Genomic DNA, 17122 nt, shown 5'->3' with positions numbered 1-17122 from the left:
CGTGACGGGCCTGGGACGAGTCCCCGTCCGCCAAGGGCATCCCGGTGACCGTCGTCGCCAGCCGGGGCGGCTCCTACGCGCCGGGCACCCCGCGCGAGCCGTACGAGTACGAGTGCGGAACTACCTCGCGGACGTCCTCGGGGTGGGCCTCGGCCTGACGGCCGACTTCATCGTTCCGGAGCCGACCATGGCCCCGCACAACCCGGCGATGGCCGAACTGGTCCCGCTGTTCGAGGCCTCCCGTGACCGTGCCCTCGAAGAGGCCGTCGTGAAGGCGGAGCAGCTCGCGGCGCGCCTCGCGGCCTGAGACCGTCCGCCGCGGGGTCCCCCTCACGGGGCCCAGGCCCGCTGGTGGACGGAGGGCGCCTCTCCACCCGTACAAACTCCTGTCGGCGCGCTTCTGGATGACACAGCCCGCGAAGTCTTCCGGCGGTGGCGAGCGGCCGCGCCGTTGGGGTGCTCGGCACGAGCGGCGGCCCCGTCTGTCCTGAGTGCAGCGGGCCCATGAGGTCCGGCGGCCTCGTGAGCCCGACGGCCTGCATACGGGGACGGATGCCCGGCCTGCGGTACGGCAGCCGACCATGACTGATGCCTCCACAGTTCGCTTCTCCACACGTGCGGTTGGAGGCCTCAGACGGCCTCCGACCGAGCCCCTCGAACGGGCTCACCCGCTCGGATGCGGCGGGAATGACGACCGCCACGTCCGCCGTGGCCGCGACGCCCGTCACGCACGTCTCCGCACACGGCCATGGCGGCGGGCACGGGGAAGAGTTCCAGTGCGGCAACGGCCTCCTCCCCATCCTCAACTTCTGCAACTGACGCTGAAACCGAGGTCACTTGGCTCCGCCGGAAATCGTCCTGCGGGGCGAAGTGCCCCCCGGGTCGCCTGAGGTTGTGCGACGTCACGAGGCCGTCCCCGGGCGGATGCGCCGGCCGCGGCCGGGACGGTACCGGCACCAGTGCCGGACACAGGGTGGTCAGTGCGCCGTCGGCAAAGAGCGAGAGGCGCCAGGAGCGGCCCTCGGCGGCGTGGAAGTCGAGGACGGCGGGCTCCCGGAGCACGACTGCCGGACGTGGTGGGGCCCGTCGGAGTCACCGCAGACCTCCGGTGCCGTCGCCCGCCGCCAGGTGCAGGAAGTCGCGGGCAGCGCGTCCAGCAGCCGGCGCGTCGATGCGGCCGACCAGGCCGGCAGGGCCTCGCGCTCCCCAGGCGCGGCCTCCGGGCCCTCCGACGCGGGTTCGGCCGGTGGAGCGGTGGCAGGTCCCTCGGTGACGGTGGCGGCCCGGGAGCGGGTCCCCTGGCCCAGGTGCCGGACCAGGTCGCACAGCGTCCGGTCGGGGCAGGTCGGCACCTGCGCGTCGGGGCCGGGCGCGGAGGCCACCGCGGCGCGGAACGCGGTCCCTCGTTCGCCGGTCTGCCGCGGCAGGACGGGGAAAGCCGGTGTCCTTTCCACTCCGGGTGTCCGTCACCAGGGTGGCGAGCCCGCGGCCGGCTTCGAGATGCGGTCCCCGGGACGTGCTGGTTACGCTCGCTGAGTGGCCGGGTGAGGGCGGTCCGTGACGCGGCAGCCGCCTGCCCCGCCCCGCGGAAGCGAGGACTTCCGCGGTCAAGACCTCGCAGTGTTCACGCCTCCATGGGAGGAAGGTTGCGATGAGGTTCACGCGCATGCGTACAGCAAGGGCCGCCGGAGCGGCTCTCGTCGCCATCCCGCTCGCGCTGGGCGGTCTGGCGTCGCAGAGCCACGCACAGGGTGCGTCTCCCAGCCCGTCGGGGACGTTCGGTTCCGGCTGCTCGTCGATCGCCCAGAAGGCCAGCACGGCCAAGGACAAGGTCGTCGAGGCCGCGGCCGCGTACCCCCAGCTCAGCCAACTGGTCGCGGCCACGGTCAGAGCGAAGCTGGGCAGCACCCTCGACGGGAAGCCCGACATCACCGTCTTCGCTCCCAACAACAAGGCGTTCCAGGGCATCACGGTGTCGCAGCTCTCCTCGCTGCTCGGCAACGAGGGGCAGCTGAAGAAGGTGCTGACCTACCACGTCGTGGACAAGAAGATCACGCCGGACCAGCTCTCCAAGGGCTCCTTCACCACGGTCGAGGGCAGCAAGCTGACCACGTCGGGCTCGGGCACCGACTTCAAGGTCAACGGCAAGGCGAACATCGTCTGCGGCAACCTCCAGGCCGCGAACGCCACCATCTACGTCATCGACTCGGTTCTCCAGCCGCCGTCCTGACCCTCCGCTCGGACGGGCCCGGCCACCGCGCGGGACGCGGTGGCCGGGCCCGGCCGAGTTGACCGCCCGCGTACGCCCCAGCACAACCCCGGGCCCCCTCCGGATGTCCCACAGGTGAACTCCACACCCCGGACACCGACCCCCCTGGGAGCCCCCGTGCGCAGACGGATACGGACGTACGCCACCGCAGCCACCATCGTCGCCGCGGCCACCGCCGGGCTGGGCCTCCCCGCCTCGGCCGCCGTGTCAGCGGGGACCGCCGGTGACTTCAACGGGGACGGGTACGCGGACCTCGCCGTCGGTGTGCCCGACGGTGCGGTCGGGGGCGTGGCGAAGGCCGGTTACGTGAACCTCGTCTGGGGTGGTCCGAAGGGGATCGGCGCCTACGGCAGCATGCGCGTCAGCCAGGCCACCCCGGAGGTACCCGGTACTCCCGAGAAGGGCGACCGGTTCGGCGCCTCCGTGGCGCTGGTGGACACCAGCGGGGACGGCAGGGCGGAACTCCTCGTCGGTGCGCCCGGCGAGGACGTCACCGGCCGGGGCACGGACGCGGGCTCGGTCACCGCGGTGGGCGGTGCGGCGAAGGGCACGGGTCCGGGGTCCGTTGTCCTCAACGGCCCCTCGGTGTCGGCGGCGTTCGGGCTGGCGGTCACCTCGGCCGACCTGACCGGTGACGGGCGGAAGGACATCGTGATCGGCGGGAAGGACACGGTGGTCCTGCGGACCGCCAACGGCACCTACAGCGGCGTCGTCACCGCGCCGATGGGCGACCGCGCGCCCGTCCTCGCCACCGGCGACTTCACCGGGGACGGCACGGCGGACCTGGCCGTCGGGTACTGGTCGACCACTCCGTTCACCCAGTCGCACGTACGCATCTGGTCCTGGGACGCGACCGACCAGGCCCTGGCCAACACCTGGAACACCGACAACGCCGGCGTCTCCGCGCTCGCCGCGGGCGACTTCGACGGCGACGGGCACGACGACCTGGCCCTCGGCGAGTGCCGGGAGATCGCCGACGAGAACATCGACGACCCCTGCGGCCCGGAGGAGTCGGCGAAGGGCGGCGGCATCCACGTCCACTACGGCGGTGCCGCGTCCGGCGGTTTCGGGTTCCGGCAGCAGACGCTCAACCAGGACACGGCCGGTGTGGTGGGCGTCGCGGAGACCGGTGACCGCTTCGGTGCCGCGCTCGCCGTCGCCGACGTCGACGACGACGGCCGCGACGACCTGATCGCCGGCGCCCCGGGCGAGGCGATCGGCACCCGCGCGGGTGCGGGCGCCGCGACCGTGCTGTTCGGCGGCCCGGCGGGGCTGCTCGACGCCGAGGGCGAAGGCCACTCGGTCGGGCTGCAGCAGAACACCCCGTGCGTGCCGGGCGTCGCCGAGACCGACGACGCCTTCGGTGCCGCCGTGGCCACCGGTGACTACGACCACGACGGCAGGGCGGACCTGGCGGTCGGCTCCCCGGGCGAGAACACCGGCTCGGGCGGCGTGTGGCTGCTCCCCCGGTCGAGTGCCTGCTACTCCTCCGCCTTCACCCCCGCCGAGCTGGGCCTGCCCTCCCCGGCCGGCGCGCTCGCGTACGGCAGGTACCTCAGCGGCCGGTGAGACCCCCGGGGCCCGTCCGGAGGCCGGCCGCGAGGGCGACCCGCACCCCGCCCTCGCCCGGTCGGCCCACCGCGTTTGCCGCCTCCGGACGCCTGGCCGCTCCCGCTCGACTCCGGGCAGGTCTACGCGGTGGTCGACACCCTCGCCACCGAGACCGGCAACGCGGCGTACGCCGCCCTGTCCGTCAACGACCCCTCGTTGCTGGCCGGCGTGGCGAACATCCTGGACACCGGCCTCAAGGGCTCCGCGAGCGGCTACGCGAGGACGGTCCAGCACACCGACAAGTTCTTCGTGCACTACTTCACCCGGGACTGCTCGGTGCTGCGGGGCGTGCCCGGCGGGCCGGAGAACTGCACCCGGATCACCACCGGCCTGCTGCCGTCACGCGCGAACACCTCCGCCGAGGGCGACCCCGCCCTGCACGGCGCGTTCATGGCCTCGCTGCGTGACTACGTCAAGCCCGGAACCGAACGCGGGCCTGACTCCACCAAGTTGCTGACGCCGAGGATCCTCGCCTTCACGCAGCCGGCGAAGTAGCCCGCCCTCACACGTCGCGCACGGCCAGGAGTTCCGTCGCCGCCCCGGACGCCTCCAGCAGCGGGGCGGCGGAGGAACGCCGCGGGTCGGCCCGGTAGGCGGCGAAGTGCTCGTCGTCGGGGAAGCTCACGAGGTGGGCCTCGACGCGGTCGTCCAGGGAGCGCAGCCGCCGTTCGAGCCGCCCGCCGTGCTCGGCGAGGAGCGGCAGAACGGCGCTTTCGTAGCGGTCGAACGCGTCCAGGCGTCCCTCCGGCAGCCGCGCGAGCAGCAGGTAGGTGACCGTCATGGATTCCTCCCCCGAGATGGCCGGCGGCGACTCCGGCGGTGCCACGGCGCGACGACTCGGCCGGCTCTGATGACGCTCCGTCAGTCACCCGGAAGGCTGAGCTTACGGCGCGGTGGCGCACCGCCGCGGCTCCCCTGAGGAGGGGGCGAGCTGCGCGAGCACTTCGCCGGCGAGGCCGTCCTGGCGGGGCGGGTGCGCGGCACGAGGGAGAACCTGCGCGAGGCCGTCACCGGCGAGCGCGCGGAGGCGGCCACCGTCCACCCCGGGTTCGCCCGGCGCAGGCGGCCGCGGCCGGTGACACGGCGGCCGCCCGCTTCTTCCTCGGCACCGCGGCGGACGAGGCCCGGCACGCCGCCGCCTCCAGGCGGCGCTGGACCGGCCGCGCCGAGGTCACCCGCCGGTGCGCGCACCCTCCGCGCGCACCAGCGGCGACCGGTCCAGGACGACGATGCCGGTCACGGCCAGGGCCGCGCCGAGGATCTGGACGGCGAGGTGCCCGGCCGTGGCCAGGCGTTCGTGGAAGACGGCGGCGCCGATCAGGACCGCGCCGATCGGCTCGACGGTGTCGATGAGGGGGAGGCCGACCGCCAGGGAACCGGCCTGGAAGGAACTCTGCGCCAGCAGCAGCCCGGCTCCGCCGACGAGGAGCAGCGCGTACGGCTCCCAGTGGCCCAGTGCGCCCAGGCCCCGGTCCCGGAACAGCCCCGACGCGCTCTTCGTCAGCGCGTCCAGCAGGGCGAAGAGCAGGCCCGCGGCCGCCGCGTACACGCCCGCCCGCACCCGGCCGGAGGCGCGGAGCCCGGCGGGCACGAGGACCGTGACGATGGCCGCGACGACCGCCAGGAGCGGCAGCCACTCCCGCACGCCGGGCCGGCCCCCGCCCGCGGAGTAGGGCAGGACGGCCAGGAAGGCGGCCACGCCGCCGGCGGTGCACAGCGCGCCCGTGACCTCCCGCCGGGTGAGGTGCCGGCGGCGGCGCCGGGCGAGGAGCGGCAGGGCGAAGAGGAGGTCCGTCGACGCCAGGGGCAGGACGAGCACCAGGGGGCCGAAGGCGAGGGCCGCGCCCTGGACGAGGAAGGAGACGGCGGACAGGGTGATGCCGGCCAGCCACCGCCGCCGGTGGGCCAGGGCCCAGATCAGACCGGGCCGCAGGGACTCCTCGCCGGGTATGGCCGCGGCGGCCTCCTGCTGCAGGACGGCCGCCACGGCGAAGAGGCAGGCGGCCAGGAGCGCGGCCGGTACGGCGACGGCGAGGGCCATGATCACAGGATGCTCGCCGGGCGGGGAGAGCGCACACCGGTGGCCGTGCCAGGGCGCGGGCGAAACGGATCGGCGGGCGGGTCAGTCGCGGCCGGGGAGCGGTGTCCTGGAGACCTTGCCGTGCCAGACCGCTTTCGCTCCGGAGTCCCCGATCCGGTACACCTGCACCAGAGCGCCCGCGGAGACGGCGACCGACAGCACGATCGCCGCGACGCGTACGGGCACCGCCGCGACCCGGGGCCCTTCCCCACCGGGTTCCTCCCGGGCGGACGTGCGGCTGCCGGCCGGCCACAGCAGGACGGTGAGCACGAAGAGGGCGATCACCCAGGGCAGCAGCGAGTCCCCCAGGTCGGCGTGCCGCTCGACGGCCGCCCCCTCCGGGACGCGCTCCTCGGCGAACTCGACGCGCTGCTCGCGCATCTCGGGATCGCCGGGGAGCACGTCCTGCTCGGCCAGTCCTGGGGCGGCATGCTCGCCGCGGAGCACGCGGTGCGGGGCCCGGCCGGGCTGCGCGGCATGGTGCTGGCGGACACTCCCGCGTCGATGCCCCTGTGGTCCCGCGGGGTGGCTCGGCTGCGCCGGGCGCTGCCGCGCGAGGTGCGGGAGGTGCTGGACCGCGAGGAGGCGGCCGGCACCACGGGCTCACGGGAGTACGCGGAGGCCGCGCAGGTCTTCTACGACCGGCACCTGCTGCGCGTCACGCCGTACCCGCCCGAGGTGGCGGCCGTTTTCGCCGGCCGGCAGGAGGACCCGACCGTCTACCGGACGATGATCGGGCTCAGCGAGTTCGACGTCACCGGCACCCTGCGCGACTGGTCGGTGGTGGACCGGCTGGCGTCCGTCCGAGTTCCCGTGCTCGTGCTGCGCGGGGGACACGACGAGGCCACCGCCGAAAGCGTCGCACCGTTCACCGAGCTGGTCGCCGGTGCGCGGCTGCGCGTGTTCCCGGCGTCGAGCCACATGCCGCACATCGAGGAGGAGACGGCGTTCCGCGAGGCCGTGGAGACCTTCCTCGCGGGGTGCGACGCGGGCGGCGCGTGTGTCCGGTGAGCGTCAGCGCGGCAGGCAGCCGAACCAGTTCACCGTGCCGTCGCCGGTGGTGTAGCCCAGGCACCTGAGGGTGGTGTCGTGCAGGGTCTCGGTCCGGTCGACCCCGCCGTTGACGTAGTCGGTCCGGTAGTGGGGCTGTACGAGGGTGTCGATCCCGACGGTGTACCAGCGCCCCCGGCCGCTCGGCACGCTGCAGCCGTGGCCGGTCACGTTGCGGCTGGGGCCCTGACTCCAGACGGGCCGTTCGGCGTGGTCGCAGTGCGCGTCCTCGGCGGCGCGGGCGGTGCCGGCGCCGGTGCCGAGCAGGACGGTGGCACCCGTGGCCACCGCGGCGGCGGCGCCGAGCAGGCGCGTCAGGGTGGGGTTCATCGATCGGTCCTCCTGGCTGCTGTGCTGGCTGCTGGGGTGACGTCCGGGAGTCGCCATGTCACCGTGCTGTGATCGTCACACCCGTGCCCGGGGGCCGGCATCCCGGCCGACGGTCCGGTCCGCCGACCCGGTGACGGAGTGACGCCGATGCAGCAGTCAGCCGCGCCTACGGGAGCGCGGGCCGATCGGTGGCGGCGGACGGGCGCCCGCCGACCGGCTGAACTCCGGGGCGGGGCGCGGATTCACCCGGGGCGGCCTGGAACGCTTCGTCCATGACGACGAGCACAGGCCCCGGTCCGGGAGCGGCGCGGCTCGTGCTGCTGACGCTCGCCGCCGGTCAGTTCCTGATGGCGCTCGACAGCTCGGTCATGAACGTCTCGATCGCCACCGTGGCCGACGACGTCGGCACGACGGTGACGGGCATCCAGGGGGCCATCACGGCCTACACCCTCGTGATGGCCATGTGCATGATCCCCGGCGGCAAGGTCGGGGCGCTGATCGGCCGCAGACGAGCCTTCATGATCGGTTGCGTCGTCTACGGCTGCGGCTCCCTCACCACGGCGCTCGCGCCGAACCTGCCGGTGCTGCTGCTCGGCTGGGCGTTCCTCGAAGGGGTCGGGGCGGCCCTCATCCTCCCCGCGATCGTGGCGCTCGTGGCCGGCAACTTCCCCACCGAACGACGGGCCACGGCCTACGGACTCGTCGCGGCGGCGGGCGCCGTGGCGATCGCGCTCGGACCGCTCATCGGCGGTGTCGCGACGACCTACTTCTCGTGGCGGTGGGTCTTCGCCGGGGAGGTCCTGGTGGTCCTCGGCATCCTGGCGCTCGCCCGCCGCATCGCCGACGCGCCGAGCCCGGGGCGCCCGCGCATCGACGTCGTCGGCGCCGTGCTCTCCACGCTCGGACTGGGGACCTTCGTCTACGGGGTGCTCCGTTCGGACGAGTGGGGCTGGTTCCAGCCGAAGCCCGACGCGCCCGCGTGGCTCGGGATCTCCCTCGTCGTCTGGCTGATGCTGGCCGGGCTGCTGCTCGTCTGGCTGTTCCTGCGCTGGGAGACCCGGGTGGCCGGGCGGCACGGGGAGCCGCTCGTCGACCCGTCGCTGTGGGAGAACAAGCAGCTCACCGGCGGGCTGACGATGTTCTTCTTCCAGTACTTCCTGCAGATGGGCGTCTTCTTCGTCGCGCCGCTCTACCTGTCGGTCGCCCTCGGGCTGTCCGCGCTCAAGACCGGTGCCCGCCTGCTGCCGCTGTCGATCACCCTGCTGGCCGCGGCGGTGCTGATCCCGCGCTTCCTCCCCGACGTCTCGCCGCGGCGCGTGGTGCGGCTCGGGGTCCTGGCGCTGCTGGCGGGCGCGGTCGTGCTGACGGCCGCGCTCGACGCGGACGCCGGCGCCGAGGTCGTCACCGTCCCGCTGCTGCTGGTCGGGCTCGGCATGGGAGCGCTGGCGTCCCAGCTCGGGTCGGTCACCGTGTCCGCGGTGCCGGAGCGCCAGAGCGCGGAGGTCGGCGGCGTCCAGAACGCCGTCACCAACCTCGGCGCCTCCCTCGGGACCGCCCTCGCCGGATCAATGATGATCGCCGCTCTCACGTCGTCGTTCCTGACCAGCGTCGAGCAGAATCCGGCGGTCCCGGCCGCCGCCAAGGCCAAGGCGACCACCGAGCTGCAGAGCGGGGCGGCCTTCCTGTCGGACGCGCAGCTCAAGGCCGCGCTCGAAGAGGCCGGGATGAGCGCGGAAGGGGTGCAGGCGACGCTCCGCGCCAACGCCGAGGCCCGACTCGACGGTCTGCGCGCGGCGCTCGCCGGCCTGGCCTTCGCCGCCGTCCTCGCCCTGTTCTTCACCCACCGGATCCCCACGACCCAGCCCCGGTCGGCGCAGCCCTGACCGCCGCGCCCGTTCGCCCCGCCCCGCGCGACAGGGCACGCCGGCCGGGGTTCACTTCCTTGCATGGGCGGCGGAAGGGACGTGTCACGCCGGGACGGACGCACCCGGTGGCGGCGCGCGGACCAGCGGTGGCGGGCCGCGGTCCGGCGTTTCGACGAGAGCGGGGCGGGCCGGCTGTGGGGGCGGCTCTCGGCGGTCGACTTCTTCGGGCACTCGTTCCAGCTCGCCGCGCTCGGGCTGCTGTGCTTCTTCCCGTTCCTGATCATCGCCACGGCCGCCGCGGGCCACGACGCGGCCACGGTCCTCATCGGCTGGCTGGGGCTGGACGAGCAGGCGGCGCGCGCGGTGTCCTCCCTGTTCGCCCCCACGACCACGTCGTACAGCCTCACCGCGACGAGCACCGTGCTGCTGGTTCTCGGGGTCATGGCCGTGGCCGGCACCCTGCAGAGCTGGTACCGGCTGCTGTTCGACGTCCCCGGCCGCGGGTGGCGGGACACCGGGGCCCGGCTGGTCTGGGTCGTCTGGCTGCTCGGCTACGCCGCCGCGCAGGCCGCCGCCGGCAGGGCGCTCGGCGGAGGGTTCCTCACCGGCCTCCTCGGCTTCCCCTGGGCCGTCGTCTTCTGGTGGGGAAGCATGTACGTGCTGCTCACCCGGGCGGTGCCGTGGCGCGCCCTGCTGCCCGCGGCGCTGGTCACCAGCGGGTGCTGGATCGGCCTCGGGGTGTTCTCCGCGCACTACTTCTCGGCGTCGATCGTGGCGAACGAGCAGAAGTACGGGCCCATCGGCGTCGTCATGGTCATCCTGTCGTGGCTGGTGGCGGTCGGCGTGGTCATCCACCTGGGCGCCGTCGTGGGCCGCCTGCTGCGCTGAGCCGCCGGCCGCGGGCGTGCGCCGACGGCGGGGACGAGCGGGCGGCGCGGCCGGTCACCCGCGCCGGGTGAGGCGGCCCGTGCCCGCCGTCGCCACGCTGGAGACGGTGCGCACCCCTGCCGGGCGACCGCACACGACGCGGGACGGAGGTCCGACATGACTGCGCAGACCTACCTGGCGTACGACTATCCGCTGTTGAGCGCCTTCTGGACCATGCTCTGGTTCTTCCTGTGGATCATGTGGTTCATCCTGCTCTTCCGGGTCGTCCTCGACATCTTCCGCGACGACGCGCTGAGCGGCTGGGCGAAGGCCGGCTGGCTGGTGTTCTGCCTCGTCCTGCCCTTCCTGGGCGTGCTCGTCTACCTGATGGCCCGCGGCAAGGACATGGGCCGCCGCGAGGTGGCGCAGGCGCGCGCGCAGCAGGAGCGGTTCGACACCTACGTCCGGCAGACCGCGGCCGGCGGCCGGCCCAGCGGCGTCGACGAGCTGGCCCGGCTGTCCGAGATGCGCGAGCGCGGCGCCATCACGGACGAGGAGTTCCGCAGGGCGAAGGAAGAGGTGCTGTCCGGCCACGCTCCGGCCGGGCCCGCGGCCCCGGCCACCGGCACCTCCGGCCCCGTCACCCACACCTCCGGTCGCTGAGCGGCCGGACGACAGGAAACGAGGTGGACCGATGACCGCGTCACACACCCAGCCGATGCACACGGCGAAACACGGATGGGCGACGGGCCTGAGCGCCTTCGCGGCCGTAATGCTCCTCATCACCGGCGTGCTCGACATCTGCCGCGGCATCATGGCCGTCGCCCAGGACAGCGTCTTCGTGACCACGCGCAACTACGTGTTCCAGTTCGACCTGACGGGCTGGGGCTGGGTCCACGTCGCCCTCGGCATCGCCGCCGTGGTCATCAGCCTCGGGCTGTTCCAGACCGCGATGTGGGCGCGCGTCGCCGGCGTGGCCGTCGCCGGTCTCGTCATCATCGCGAACTTCCTGTCCCTGCCGTACTACCCGGTCTGGTCCGTCGTGATGATCGCGATCTCGGGCTTCGTCATCTGGGCGCTGTGCGTGGTCGACCGCGGCAGCCTCTTCGGGCCGTCCGGGGAGAGCCCGCCGAGCGGTCCGTGAACCGGCCGGCCGGGCGGGCGCCGTGACCGCGCGCGAGGGCCGTGCCGGACGCGCCCGCCTCGCGGTGCTCGCCCTGCTGGGCAGCGTCCTCGTGCCGCTCGTCGCCGCCGGTCTGCGCAGCGTGCTGTGGGTCCTGGCCGGGCTGGCGCTCGCCGCCGTCGGGGTGTGGTGGACCCTGGCGCACACCGGGGTCCTCCGCGCCCTCGGGGTGGCCCTGTCGGTGTCCGCGCCCCTCGCCGTCCTCGCCCTGTACGGCGCGTTCGGCCTGCTGGGACCGGCCCTGCTGTCCCTGGGCCTGTGGATGCTGGCCGTGACGACGGCACGGACGGCCCTGGCACCCGGGCACGGCGACTCCGGGCAGCCTGCCGCCGATCCGCCGCACGCCGCCTGGATCCTGATGAACCCGCGCTCCGGCGGGGGCAAGGTGGACCGTTTCCACCTGGTGGAGAAGGCCCGGGCGGCGGGCTGCCGGGTGGTCCTGCTCGACCGGGGCCAGGACGTCACCGCGCTGGCCCGCCGGGCCGTCGCCGAGGGAGCCGATCTGCTCGGGGTGGCGGGCGGCGACGGCACCCAGGCGCTGGTGGCCGAGGTCGCGGCGCGCCACGACCTGCCGTTCCTGGTGGTGCCGGCCGGTACCCGCAACCACTTCGCCCTCGACCTCGGCCTCGACCGCGACGACCCGGCGACGGCCCTGCGGGCGCTGGCCGACGGGGTAGAACGCCGCGTCGACCTCGGGTACGCCGCGGACCGGGTGTTCGTCAACAACGCCTCGTTCGGGACGTACGCGTCCGTCGTCACCGAGCCCTCGTACCGGGACGCCAAAGCGCGCACGGTCCTGCGGACGCTGCCCGATCTGCTCACCGGCGAGGAGGCGTCCGGGCTGCGGACCCGGGTCGACGGGACGCCCGTCGAGGGGCTCCAGGCCCTGCTGGTCAGCAACAACCCCTACGGACGTGCCGTCGACGCGGCGCACCCCGGACGCAGGGAGCGGCTGGACTCGGGACTCCTCGGCGTGGTGGGCGTGCGGGTCGGCAGCGCCGCCCAGGCCGCGGACATGGTGCGCGGGCCGCACTCCCGGGGGCTGCTGCGGCTGAGTGCGGGGGAAGTCGTCGTCGAGACCGGCGCGGACACCGTCCCCGTGGGGATCGACGGGGAGCACGTCGTCCTGCCGTCGCCCGTCGTGTGCCGCAGCTCGCCCGGGGCGCTCCGGGTCCGCGTGCCCCGCCGCCGCCCCGGTGCGCCGAGGCCGAGCGGCGCCCGGGCCGACTGGCCGCGGGTGGTGCGCCTGGCGCTGGGCCTGGGCGAGCGGGGAGGGGCCGCGCCCGCCCCCGCCTCACGGCATCGGGAAGGGGCGGCCACAGGGCGCGCGGACGCGCCGGGTCCATGACATGCGGGCCGGCGTCGAGGCGGGTGCGTCCATGGGTACCCGGAATTGGGAAGGATGTGAGGAAGGGGACGGATGTCGCATCCGGAGGCGTGGTGACGGTGACGCTGGAGGAACTCGTACCGGAGGGATCGGCCGTCGTCGTCGGCGCCGGTGGGCTGGTCGTGGTGTGGAGCACCGGGGCCCAGCGGCTGCTCGGGTACGAACCGGCCGAGATCGTGGGCCGGCCGGCCGCCGGTCTTCTGGCAGCCCCCCTGCCCCGGCCCGCGCGGCGGCACGTGGCCGAGGGGCACCGGTGCGTCAGTGAGGTCGCGCTGCGGCACCGCGACGGGGACCGGGTCGTGGTCCGGCTGCAGGGGACGCCGCTGCTGGACGCGGGCGGCGAGCGGATGTGGCTGGTGACCGGCGCCCCGCCGGTGTACGAGACCGGGCGGCTCGGGCCGGGGACGGCGAGCCTGTGGGACCTCACCCTCGTGCAGCTCCCCATGCCGGTGGCCGTCTACGACCGCGAGGCGCGGCTGGTGGCCGCCAACGAGGCCATGGCCCGGGTGATGGGCCGGAGCGCGGCTCAGATGCGGGGGCTGACCCTCTGGGAGCTGGAGCCGCGCCCCCCGTTCGACGAGTTCGACCGCCTCCAGCGGCAGGTCCTGCGCACGGGCGAGACGGTGTTCCACGAGGCGCACGGCCGGGCGCCCGGCGAGGTCCGCGAACGCTCCTGGTCGATGTTCCTCTCCCCCCTGAAGGACCGCAACGGCGCGGTCCAGGGCATGTCCGCCACCGTCTTCGACACCAGCGAGCAGTACTGGGCGCGCCGCCGCCTGGCCGTGCTCAACGACGTCAGCCTGCGCATCGGCAGCACCCTCGACGTGACCCGCACCGCCGAGGAGCTCACCGAGGTGGCCGTGGCGGGGTTCGCGGACTTCGTCACCGTGGACCTGCTGGAGTCCGTCGCCCTCGGCGACGAACCGGAACCGGTGCCGACGGCCGCAGCGGTCACCGTCCGCCGTACGGCGCAGCGGTCGGTGCTGGAGGGCTGCCCGGAGTCCGTGGTGGCCACCGGCGACACCGTGTCCTACCCGGAGGGCACACCGCCGGCGCGGGCGCTCGCCGCCGGCCGCGGCACCCGGCCCCGGCCGCGGGATCCGGGGCTGCTGAAGTGGATCAGGTCGTCCCCGGCGCGCGCGCAGACCATGGCCCGGCACCGGATCCACTCCGTGATGATGGTGCCGCTGCGCGCCCGCGGCGTGACCCTCGGTCTGGTGCACTTCATGCGGCACCGCACGACGCGGCCCTTCAGCGAGGACGACCTGCTGCTCGCGGAGGAGATCGCCGCCCGGGCCGCGGTGAGCCTGGACAACGCCCGCCGCTACACCCGGGAACGCCGCACCGCGCTGGCCCTCCAGCGCAGCCTCCTGCCCGAGCGGCCGCCGCAGCTGTCGGCGATGCAGGTGGCCTACCGCTACCTGCCGACCGGATCCGGGGCGGACGTCGGCGGGGACTGGTTCGACGTCATCCCGCTGTCCGGCGCCCGGGTCGCCCTGGTCGTGGGCGACGTCGTGGGCCACGGGATCCGCGCGACGGCCACGATGGGCCGGCTGCGGACCGCCGTACGGACGCTCGCTGACGTCGACCTCGCCCCCGACGAACTGCTCACCCAGCTCGACGACCTGGTCCTGCGGCTCGACCGGGAGGAGGGCCCGGACGTCCGCGGGCGGGGCGAGGAGGCGTCCGGCGAGGTCGGGGCGACCTGCCTGTACGCGGTGTACGACCCCGTGACCCGGCGCTGCGCCCTGGCCCGCGCCGGGCATCCGCCGCCCGCCCTGGTCACCCCCGACGGCACCGTACGGCTGCTGGACCTGCCGGCCGGGCCGCCGCTCGGCGTCGGCGGCCTGCCGTTCGAGGCCGCCGAGGTGGAACTGGCGGAGGGCAGCCTGCTCGCCCTGTACACCGACGGCCTGGTCGGGGCGGCCGGCCGGGACATGGAGGGCGGCCTGGCCCTGCTGCGCCGGTCGCTGAGCGGTCCGGCCAGGCCCCTGGAGGACACCTGCGACCAGGTGGTGCGCACCGTGCTGACCGGCCGTCCGGCCGACGACATCGTCCTGATGCTGGCCCGGACGTGCGCGCTGGGCGACGCGGGGGTGCGCACCTGGGAGCTGCCGCGGGACCCCGCGGGGGTGGCCCGGGCCCGCAAGATGGCGGTCGAGCAGCTGGACGCGTGGGGGCTGACGGAGGCGGCGTTCGCCACCGAGCTGATCGTCAGCGAGCTGGTCACGAACGCCGTACGGTACGGCGACGACCCGATCGTCCTGCGGCTCATCCGCGACGCGTCGCTCATCTGCGAGGTCTCCGACGGCAGCAGCACCGCGCCGCACCTGCGCCGGGCCCGCGGCTACGACGAGGGCGGGCGCGGGTTGCTGCTCGTCGCCCAGATCGCCGAGCGCTGGGGCAGCCGCCAGACACCCGGCGGCAAGACCATCTGGGCCGAACAGCCGCTGCCCGCCGAGACGCCCTCCGGCGCGCCCCGCGGGTGAGGGGGCGGGTCGCGCGCGACCGCGGGGCTTCCGGACGGCTCAGCAACCGCCGCCGCACTCGGAACCTACGCGGCCCCACTGGCCGCCTGGACTTCCTTCATCGTTGAGCAGGTTGCCGGCGAGGCCGCCTCCGATGTCGATCTGGTCGAGGACGGCGATGTTCAGGTCGTGGGACCTGCATCCGCCCCCACCACCGTGCATGCCCTCCGCGCCCTCGGCGGCGGCCGTGCCGGAGCCTATGAAGCCGAAGCAACCGATGAACGCGGCCGCGACGGCGGCCTTGTGGAGCTTGCGCATGACTCCTCCTCGTGGGGAAGCGGACGGGCATCGGACGGACAGGAGCGCATGACAGGGGGACCACTGAAGATCCACTCAGCGCTCGTTTCGGAGGCTGGTCCGGCATCCCGCCGCGTGCTCAGCCGGAAAGCCCCGTCCGGGGCGCTGATACTCCGTCAGGGTCGTGCACCGGGATTGGGTGCCCGGCCGCCTGGGTCTATCGTCGGAACCCTGAAGCCAGGACGAGGAGGACGGCCGGTGATGCCGCGGGACGAGGCCGTGATCGGCTGTACGGGGACGATGCTCATCGGCACCCGCGGAGCGGCGGGCCCCGGTGAGGTCCTGGTACGGGTCAGGGGCGGCTCCGAGACGTTCCTCGCCTGGTCGGAGGATCCCCTGCCCAAGGGTGCGACGGTGCTCGTGATCGAATCACGGGGATGCCGCGAGGTGGGCGTCATCGAATGGAAGGATCCACTGGACGCGCTGGACGGTGATCCCGCCGGCGCCGGCTGAGGAGTACAAGCATGTTCGGTTATCGCGTTCCCGCGCCCGACGAGGCGATGTTGATCTCGGGGGGTCGGCGGGGACTGGGGGGCGCGCCGTTCCGAGTGGTCACGGGGCACGGCAAGTTCGTGCTGCCGGTCTTCCGTAAGGTTCGATTCCTCACCCTGTCGATGTGCGAGTCCGAGGTCACGGAGACCTGTGTGACCCGGCAGGGCATCGCGCTGCACGTCCGCGCGGTCATCGCGTTCAAGGTCGGCAACGACCACGAGAGCATCATCAACGCGGGCCAGCGGTTCCTGTCCGACCAGGACCAGATGTCGGTGCTCACCGGCCGGATCTTCGCCGGCCACCTGCGGGCCATCATCGGCTCGATGACGGTCGAGGAGATCGTCACCGAGCGGCAGAAGCTCGCGGCGGAGGTGCTGGACACCTCCAAGACGGAGATGGCGAAGATCGGCCTGATCGTGGACTCGCTGCAGATCCAGTCGATCGACGACGGCGACACCGGCTACATCGACGCGATGTCCGCGCCGCACAAGGCGGCCATCCAGCGGCAGGCGCAGATCGCCCAGGCGCAGGCCACCCAGGCGGCGGTCGAGGCGGAGCAGGCGGCGGCCCGCAAGCAGGCCGAGTACGCCCGGCAGACCGCCGTCGTCAAGGCCGAGTACTCGGCCGAGGTGGACCGCGCCCAGGCGCAGGCCGCCCAGGCCGGGCCGCTGGCGCAGGCCCACGCCCAGCAGGAGGTGCTCGCCGCGCAGACGGAACTGGCCCAGCGGCAGGCGAAGCTGCGCCAGCAGCAGCTGGTGGCCGAGGTCGTGAAGCCGGCCGAGGCGGAGGCCGAGCGGGTCCGCATCCTCGCCGCCGCCGAGGCGCAGCGCATGAAGATCCAGGCGGAGGCCGCGGCCTCCTACGACCGGGTCGCGCTCGACCGGATGCTGATCGACCAGCTCCCGCAGATCGTGAAGGAGGCCGCGGGAGGCCTGGCCGGCGCCAACGTCAACGTCCTGAACGGTGCGGACGGCCTCGGCGAGATCGCCGCCGGCCTGGTCTCCCAGGGCCTGACGATCCTCGACTCCGTCCGCCAGAACCTCGGCGGCCAGAACCCCGGCACCGACCACCCCGACAAGCCCGACAACAGCGGCCTGCTCCAGCTCCGCGCGGCGAAGGACAGGAAGCAGGACGACGGCCCGGTGAACGTCGACTAGCGCACA

19 protein-coding genes and 1 pseudogene are annotated in these 17122 nt (G+C 74.1%); 14 read left to right on the top strand and 6 right to left on the bottom strand.

The annotated features are described in order from the left end of the window. Positions 1-17: 17 nt before the first annotated feature. Both AQJ66_RS08955 and AQJ66_RS40605 read left to right on the top strand, forming a co-directional pair. Positions 18-307: pseudogene (locus AQJ66_RS08955) on the top strand (FMN-dependent NADH-azoreductase); the annotation flags it as partial. 380 nt (positions 308-687) lie between these two features. Then, positions 688-819 (top strand): hypothetical protein, encoded by a 132-nt coding sequence (locus tag AQJ66_RS40605; RefSeq protein WP_279617313.1) that lies wholly within the window; start codon positions 688-690, stop codon positions 817-819. Between the two features lie 158 nt (positions 820-977). Here AQJ66_RS40605 and AQJ66_RS40945 read toward each other — a convergent pair whose 3' ends face one another. Next, the gene (locus AQJ66_RS40945) at positions 978-1382 is read right to left on the bottom strand and encodes a maleylpyruvate isomerase N-terminal domain-containing protein (protein ID WP_425264272.1); all 405 of its coding nucleotides are present in this window, start codon (positions 1380-1382) and stop codon (positions 978-980) included. Between the two features lie 269 nt (positions 1383-1651). Between AQJ66_RS40945 and AQJ66_RS08950 the strand changes: the two genes are divergently transcribed. The 3 genes from AQJ66_RS08950 to AQJ66_RS08940 all read left to right on the top strand — a co-directional run bounded on the left by AQJ66_RS08950 (position 1652) and on the right by AQJ66_RS08940 (position 4375). Then, a complete protein-coding gene (locus AQJ66_RS08950) occupies positions 1652-2230 on the top strand; it encodes a fasciclin domain-containing protein (protein ID WP_061918895.1) in 579 nt (192 codons plus the stop codon). Between the two features lie 156 nt (positions 2231-2386). Then, on the top strand, positions 2387-3838 hold the full coding sequence (locus AQJ66_RS08945; protein WP_061918893.1) for an FG-GAP-like repeat-containing protein: 1452 nt from the start codon (positions 2387-2389) through the stop codon (positions 3836-3838). Positions 3839-3913: 75 nt separating this feature from the next. Then, positions 3914-4375, top strand: coding sequence for a hypothetical protein (locus AQJ66_RS08940; protein WP_061918891.1), 462 nt, complete (start codon positions 3914-3916; stop codon positions 4373-4375). A 7-nt stretch (positions 4376-4382) separates the two neighbouring features. Here the strand turns inward: AQJ66_RS08940 and AQJ66_RS08935 are convergent, their stop codons facing one another. The 3 genes from AQJ66_RS08935 to AQJ66_RS38785 form a co-directional block, all read right to left on the bottom strand. Then, on the bottom strand, positions 4383-4661 hold the full coding sequence (locus AQJ66_RS08935) for a hypothetical protein (RefSeq protein ID WP_061918889.1): 279 nt from the start codon (positions 4659-4661) through the stop codon (positions 4383-4385). Positions 4662-5051: 390 nt separating this feature from the next. Continuing rightward, complete coding sequence (locus AQJ66_RS08930) at positions 5052-5921, bottom strand: DMT family transporter (protein ID WP_061919373.1); 870 nt, start codon at positions 5919-5921, stop codon at positions 5052-5054. Positions 5922-6002: 81 nt separating this feature from the next. Beyond that, positions 6003-6341 (bottom strand): hypothetical protein, encoded by a 339-nt coding sequence (locus AQJ66_RS38785; protein WP_159052546.1) that lies wholly within the window; start codon positions 6339-6341, stop codon positions 6003-6005. Here AQJ66_RS38785 and AQJ66_RS37085 point away from each other — a divergent pair. Further along, positions 6276-6971 (top strand): alpha/beta fold hydrolase, encoded by a 696-nt coding sequence (locus AQJ66_RS37085; RefSeq protein ID WP_159052545.1) that lies wholly within the window; start codon positions 6276-6278, stop codon positions 6969-6971. The two genes, AQJ66_RS38785 and AQJ66_RS37085, sit on opposite strands and share 66 nt — an antisense overlap. A 3-nt stretch (positions 6972-6974) precedes the next feature. On the opposite strand, the gene AQJ66_RS08915 is transcribed toward AQJ66_RS37085, so the two are convergent. After that, on the bottom strand, positions 6975-7340 hold the full coding sequence (locus AQJ66_RS08915; RefSeq protein WP_061918883.1) for a hypothetical protein: 366 nt from the start codon (positions 7338-7340) through the stop codon (positions 6975-6977). A gap of 272 nt (positions 7341-7612) precedes the next feature. Between AQJ66_RS08915 and AQJ66_RS08910 the strand changes: the two genes are divergently transcribed. The 6 genes from AQJ66_RS08910 (at position 7613) to AQJ66_RS08885 (ending at position 15131) form a co-directional block, all read left to right on the top strand. Next, complete coding sequence (locus tag AQJ66_RS08910) at positions 7613-9223, top strand: MFS transporter (protein WP_061918881.1); 1611 nt, start codon at positions 7613-7615, stop codon at positions 9221-9223. Positions 9224-9286: 63 nt separating this feature from the next. Next, complete coding sequence (locus AQJ66_RS08905; RefSeq protein WP_061918879.1) at positions 9287-10093, top strand: YhjD/YihY/BrkB family envelope integrity protein; 807 nt, start codon at positions 9287-9289, stop codon at positions 10091-10093. A gap of 156 nt (positions 10094-10249) precedes the next feature. Beyond that, positions 10250-10735 carry an SHOCT domain-containing protein gene (locus AQJ66_RS08900; RefSeq protein ID WP_061918876.1) on the top strand — a complete coding sequence of 162 codons (486 nt, stop codon included), beginning with the start codon at positions 10250-10252 and terminating at the stop codon, positions 10733-10735. A 31-nt stretch (positions 10736-10766) separates the two neighbouring features. Then, entirely contained in the window at positions 10767-11216 is a 450-nt protein-coding gene (locus AQJ66_RS08895; RefSeq protein ID WP_061918874.1) for a DUF7144 family membrane protein, read from the top strand. A 22-nt stretch (positions 11217-11238) separates the two neighbouring features. Further along, a complete protein-coding gene (locus AQJ66_RS08890) occupies positions 11239-12603 on the top strand; it encodes a diacylglycerol/lipid kinase family protein (protein ID WP_061918872.1) in 1365 nt (454 codons plus the stop codon). After that, positions 12600-15131 carry a SpoIIE family protein phosphatase gene (locus tag AQJ66_RS08885; protein ID WP_079060139.1) on the top strand — a complete coding sequence of 844 codons (2532 nt, stop codon included), beginning with the start codon at positions 12600-12602 and terminating at the stop codon, positions 15129-15131. The genes AQJ66_RS08890 and AQJ66_RS08885 overlap by 4 nt, the downstream gene beginning before the upstream one ends. Positions 15132-15170: 39 nt before the next feature. On the opposite strand, the gene AQJ66_RS08880 is transcribed toward AQJ66_RS08885, so the two are convergent. Beyond that, entirely contained in the window at positions 15171-15428 is a 258-nt protein-coding gene (locus AQJ66_RS08880) for a hypothetical protein (RefSeq protein ID WP_061918870.1), read from the bottom strand. 240 nt (positions 15429-15668) lie between these two features. Here AQJ66_RS08880 and AQJ66_RS08875 point away from each other — a divergent pair, with 240 nt between their 5' ends. Together AQJ66_RS08875 and AQJ66_RS08870 are read left to right on the top strand one after the other, a co-directional pair. Continuing rightward, positions 15669-15920, top strand: a complete 252-nt coding sequence (locus tag AQJ66_RS08875; RefSeq protein WP_061918868.1) for a hypothetical protein — start codon at positions 15669-15671, stop codon at positions 15918-15920. Positions 15921-15931: 11 nt separating this feature from the next. Further along, entirely contained in the window at positions 15932-17116 is a 1185-nt protein-coding gene (locus AQJ66_RS08870; RefSeq protein WP_061918866.1) for an SPFH domain-containing protein, read from the top strand. The last annotated feature ends 6 nt before the right edge of the window (positions 17117-17122 follow it).

The organism is Streptomyces bungoensis (assembly GCF_001514215.1).
In the GTDB taxonomy this organism is placed as follows: Bacteria; Actinomycetota; Actinomycetes; order Streptomycetales; family Streptomycetaceae; genus Streptomyces; species Streptomyces bungoensis.
Note: the sequence above shows the minus strand (reverse complement) of the source record. Positions and strands in the feature narration are given on the sequence as shown.

Bases quoted from the DNA above. Each gene is read 5' to 3' on its own strand.
- AQJ66_RS40605 (WP_279617313.1), top strand. From the start codon at position 688: ATGACGACCGCCACGTCCGCCGTGGCCGCGACGCCCGTCACGCACGTC.
- AQJ66_RS08950 (WP_061918895.1), top strand. From the start codon at position 1,652: ATGAGGTTCACGCGCATGCGTACAGCAAGGGCCGCCGGAGCGGCTCTC.
- AQJ66_RS08935 (WP_061918889.1), bottom strand. From the start codon at position 4,661: ATGACGGTCACCTACCTGCTGCTCGCGCGGCTGCCGGAGGGACGCCTG.
- AQJ66_RS08930 (WP_061919373.1), bottom strand. From the start codon at position 5,921: ATGGCCCTCGCCGTCGCCGTACCGGCCGCGCTCCTGGCCGCCTGCCTC.
- AQJ66_RS38785 (WP_159052546.1), bottom strand. From the start codon at position 6,341: ATGCGCGAGCAGCGCGTCGAGTTCGCCGAGGAGCGCGTCCCGGAGGGG.
- AQJ66_RS08915 (WP_061918883.1), bottom strand. From the start codon at position 7,340: ATGAACCCCACCCTGACGCGCCTGCTCGGCGCCGCCGCCGCGGTGGCC.
- AQJ66_RS08910 (WP_061918881.1), top strand. From the start codon at position 7,613: ATGACGACGAGCACAGGCCCCGGTCCGGGAGCGGCGCGGCTCGTGCTG.
- AQJ66_RS08905 (WP_061918879.1), top strand. From the start codon at position 9,287: ATGGGCGGCGGAAGGGACGTGTCACGCCGGGACGGACGCACCCGGTGG.
- AQJ66_RS08900 (WP_061918876.1), top strand. From the start codon at position 10,250: ATGACTGCGCAGACCTACCTGGCGTACGACTATCCGCTGTTGAGCGCC.
- AQJ66_RS08895 (WP_061918874.1), top strand. From the start codon at position 10,767: ATGACCGCGTCACACACCCAGCCGATGCACACGGCGAAACACGGATGG.
- AQJ66_RS08885 (WP_079060139.1), top strand. From the start codon at position 12,600: ATGACATGCGGGCCGGCGTCGAGGCGGGTGCGTCCATGGGTACCCGGA.
- AQJ66_RS08880 (WP_061918870.1), bottom strand. From the start codon at position 15,428: ATGCGCAAGCTCCACAAGGCCGCCGTCGCGGCCGCGTTCATCGGTTGC.
- AQJ66_RS08875 (WP_061918868.1), top strand. From the start codon at position 15,669: ATGCCGCGGGACGAGGCCGTGATCGGCTGTACGGGGACGATGCTCATC.
- AQJ66_RS08870 (WP_061918866.1), top strand. From the start codon at position 15,932: ATGTTCGGTTATCGCGTTCCCGCGCCCGACGAGGCGATGTTGATCTCG.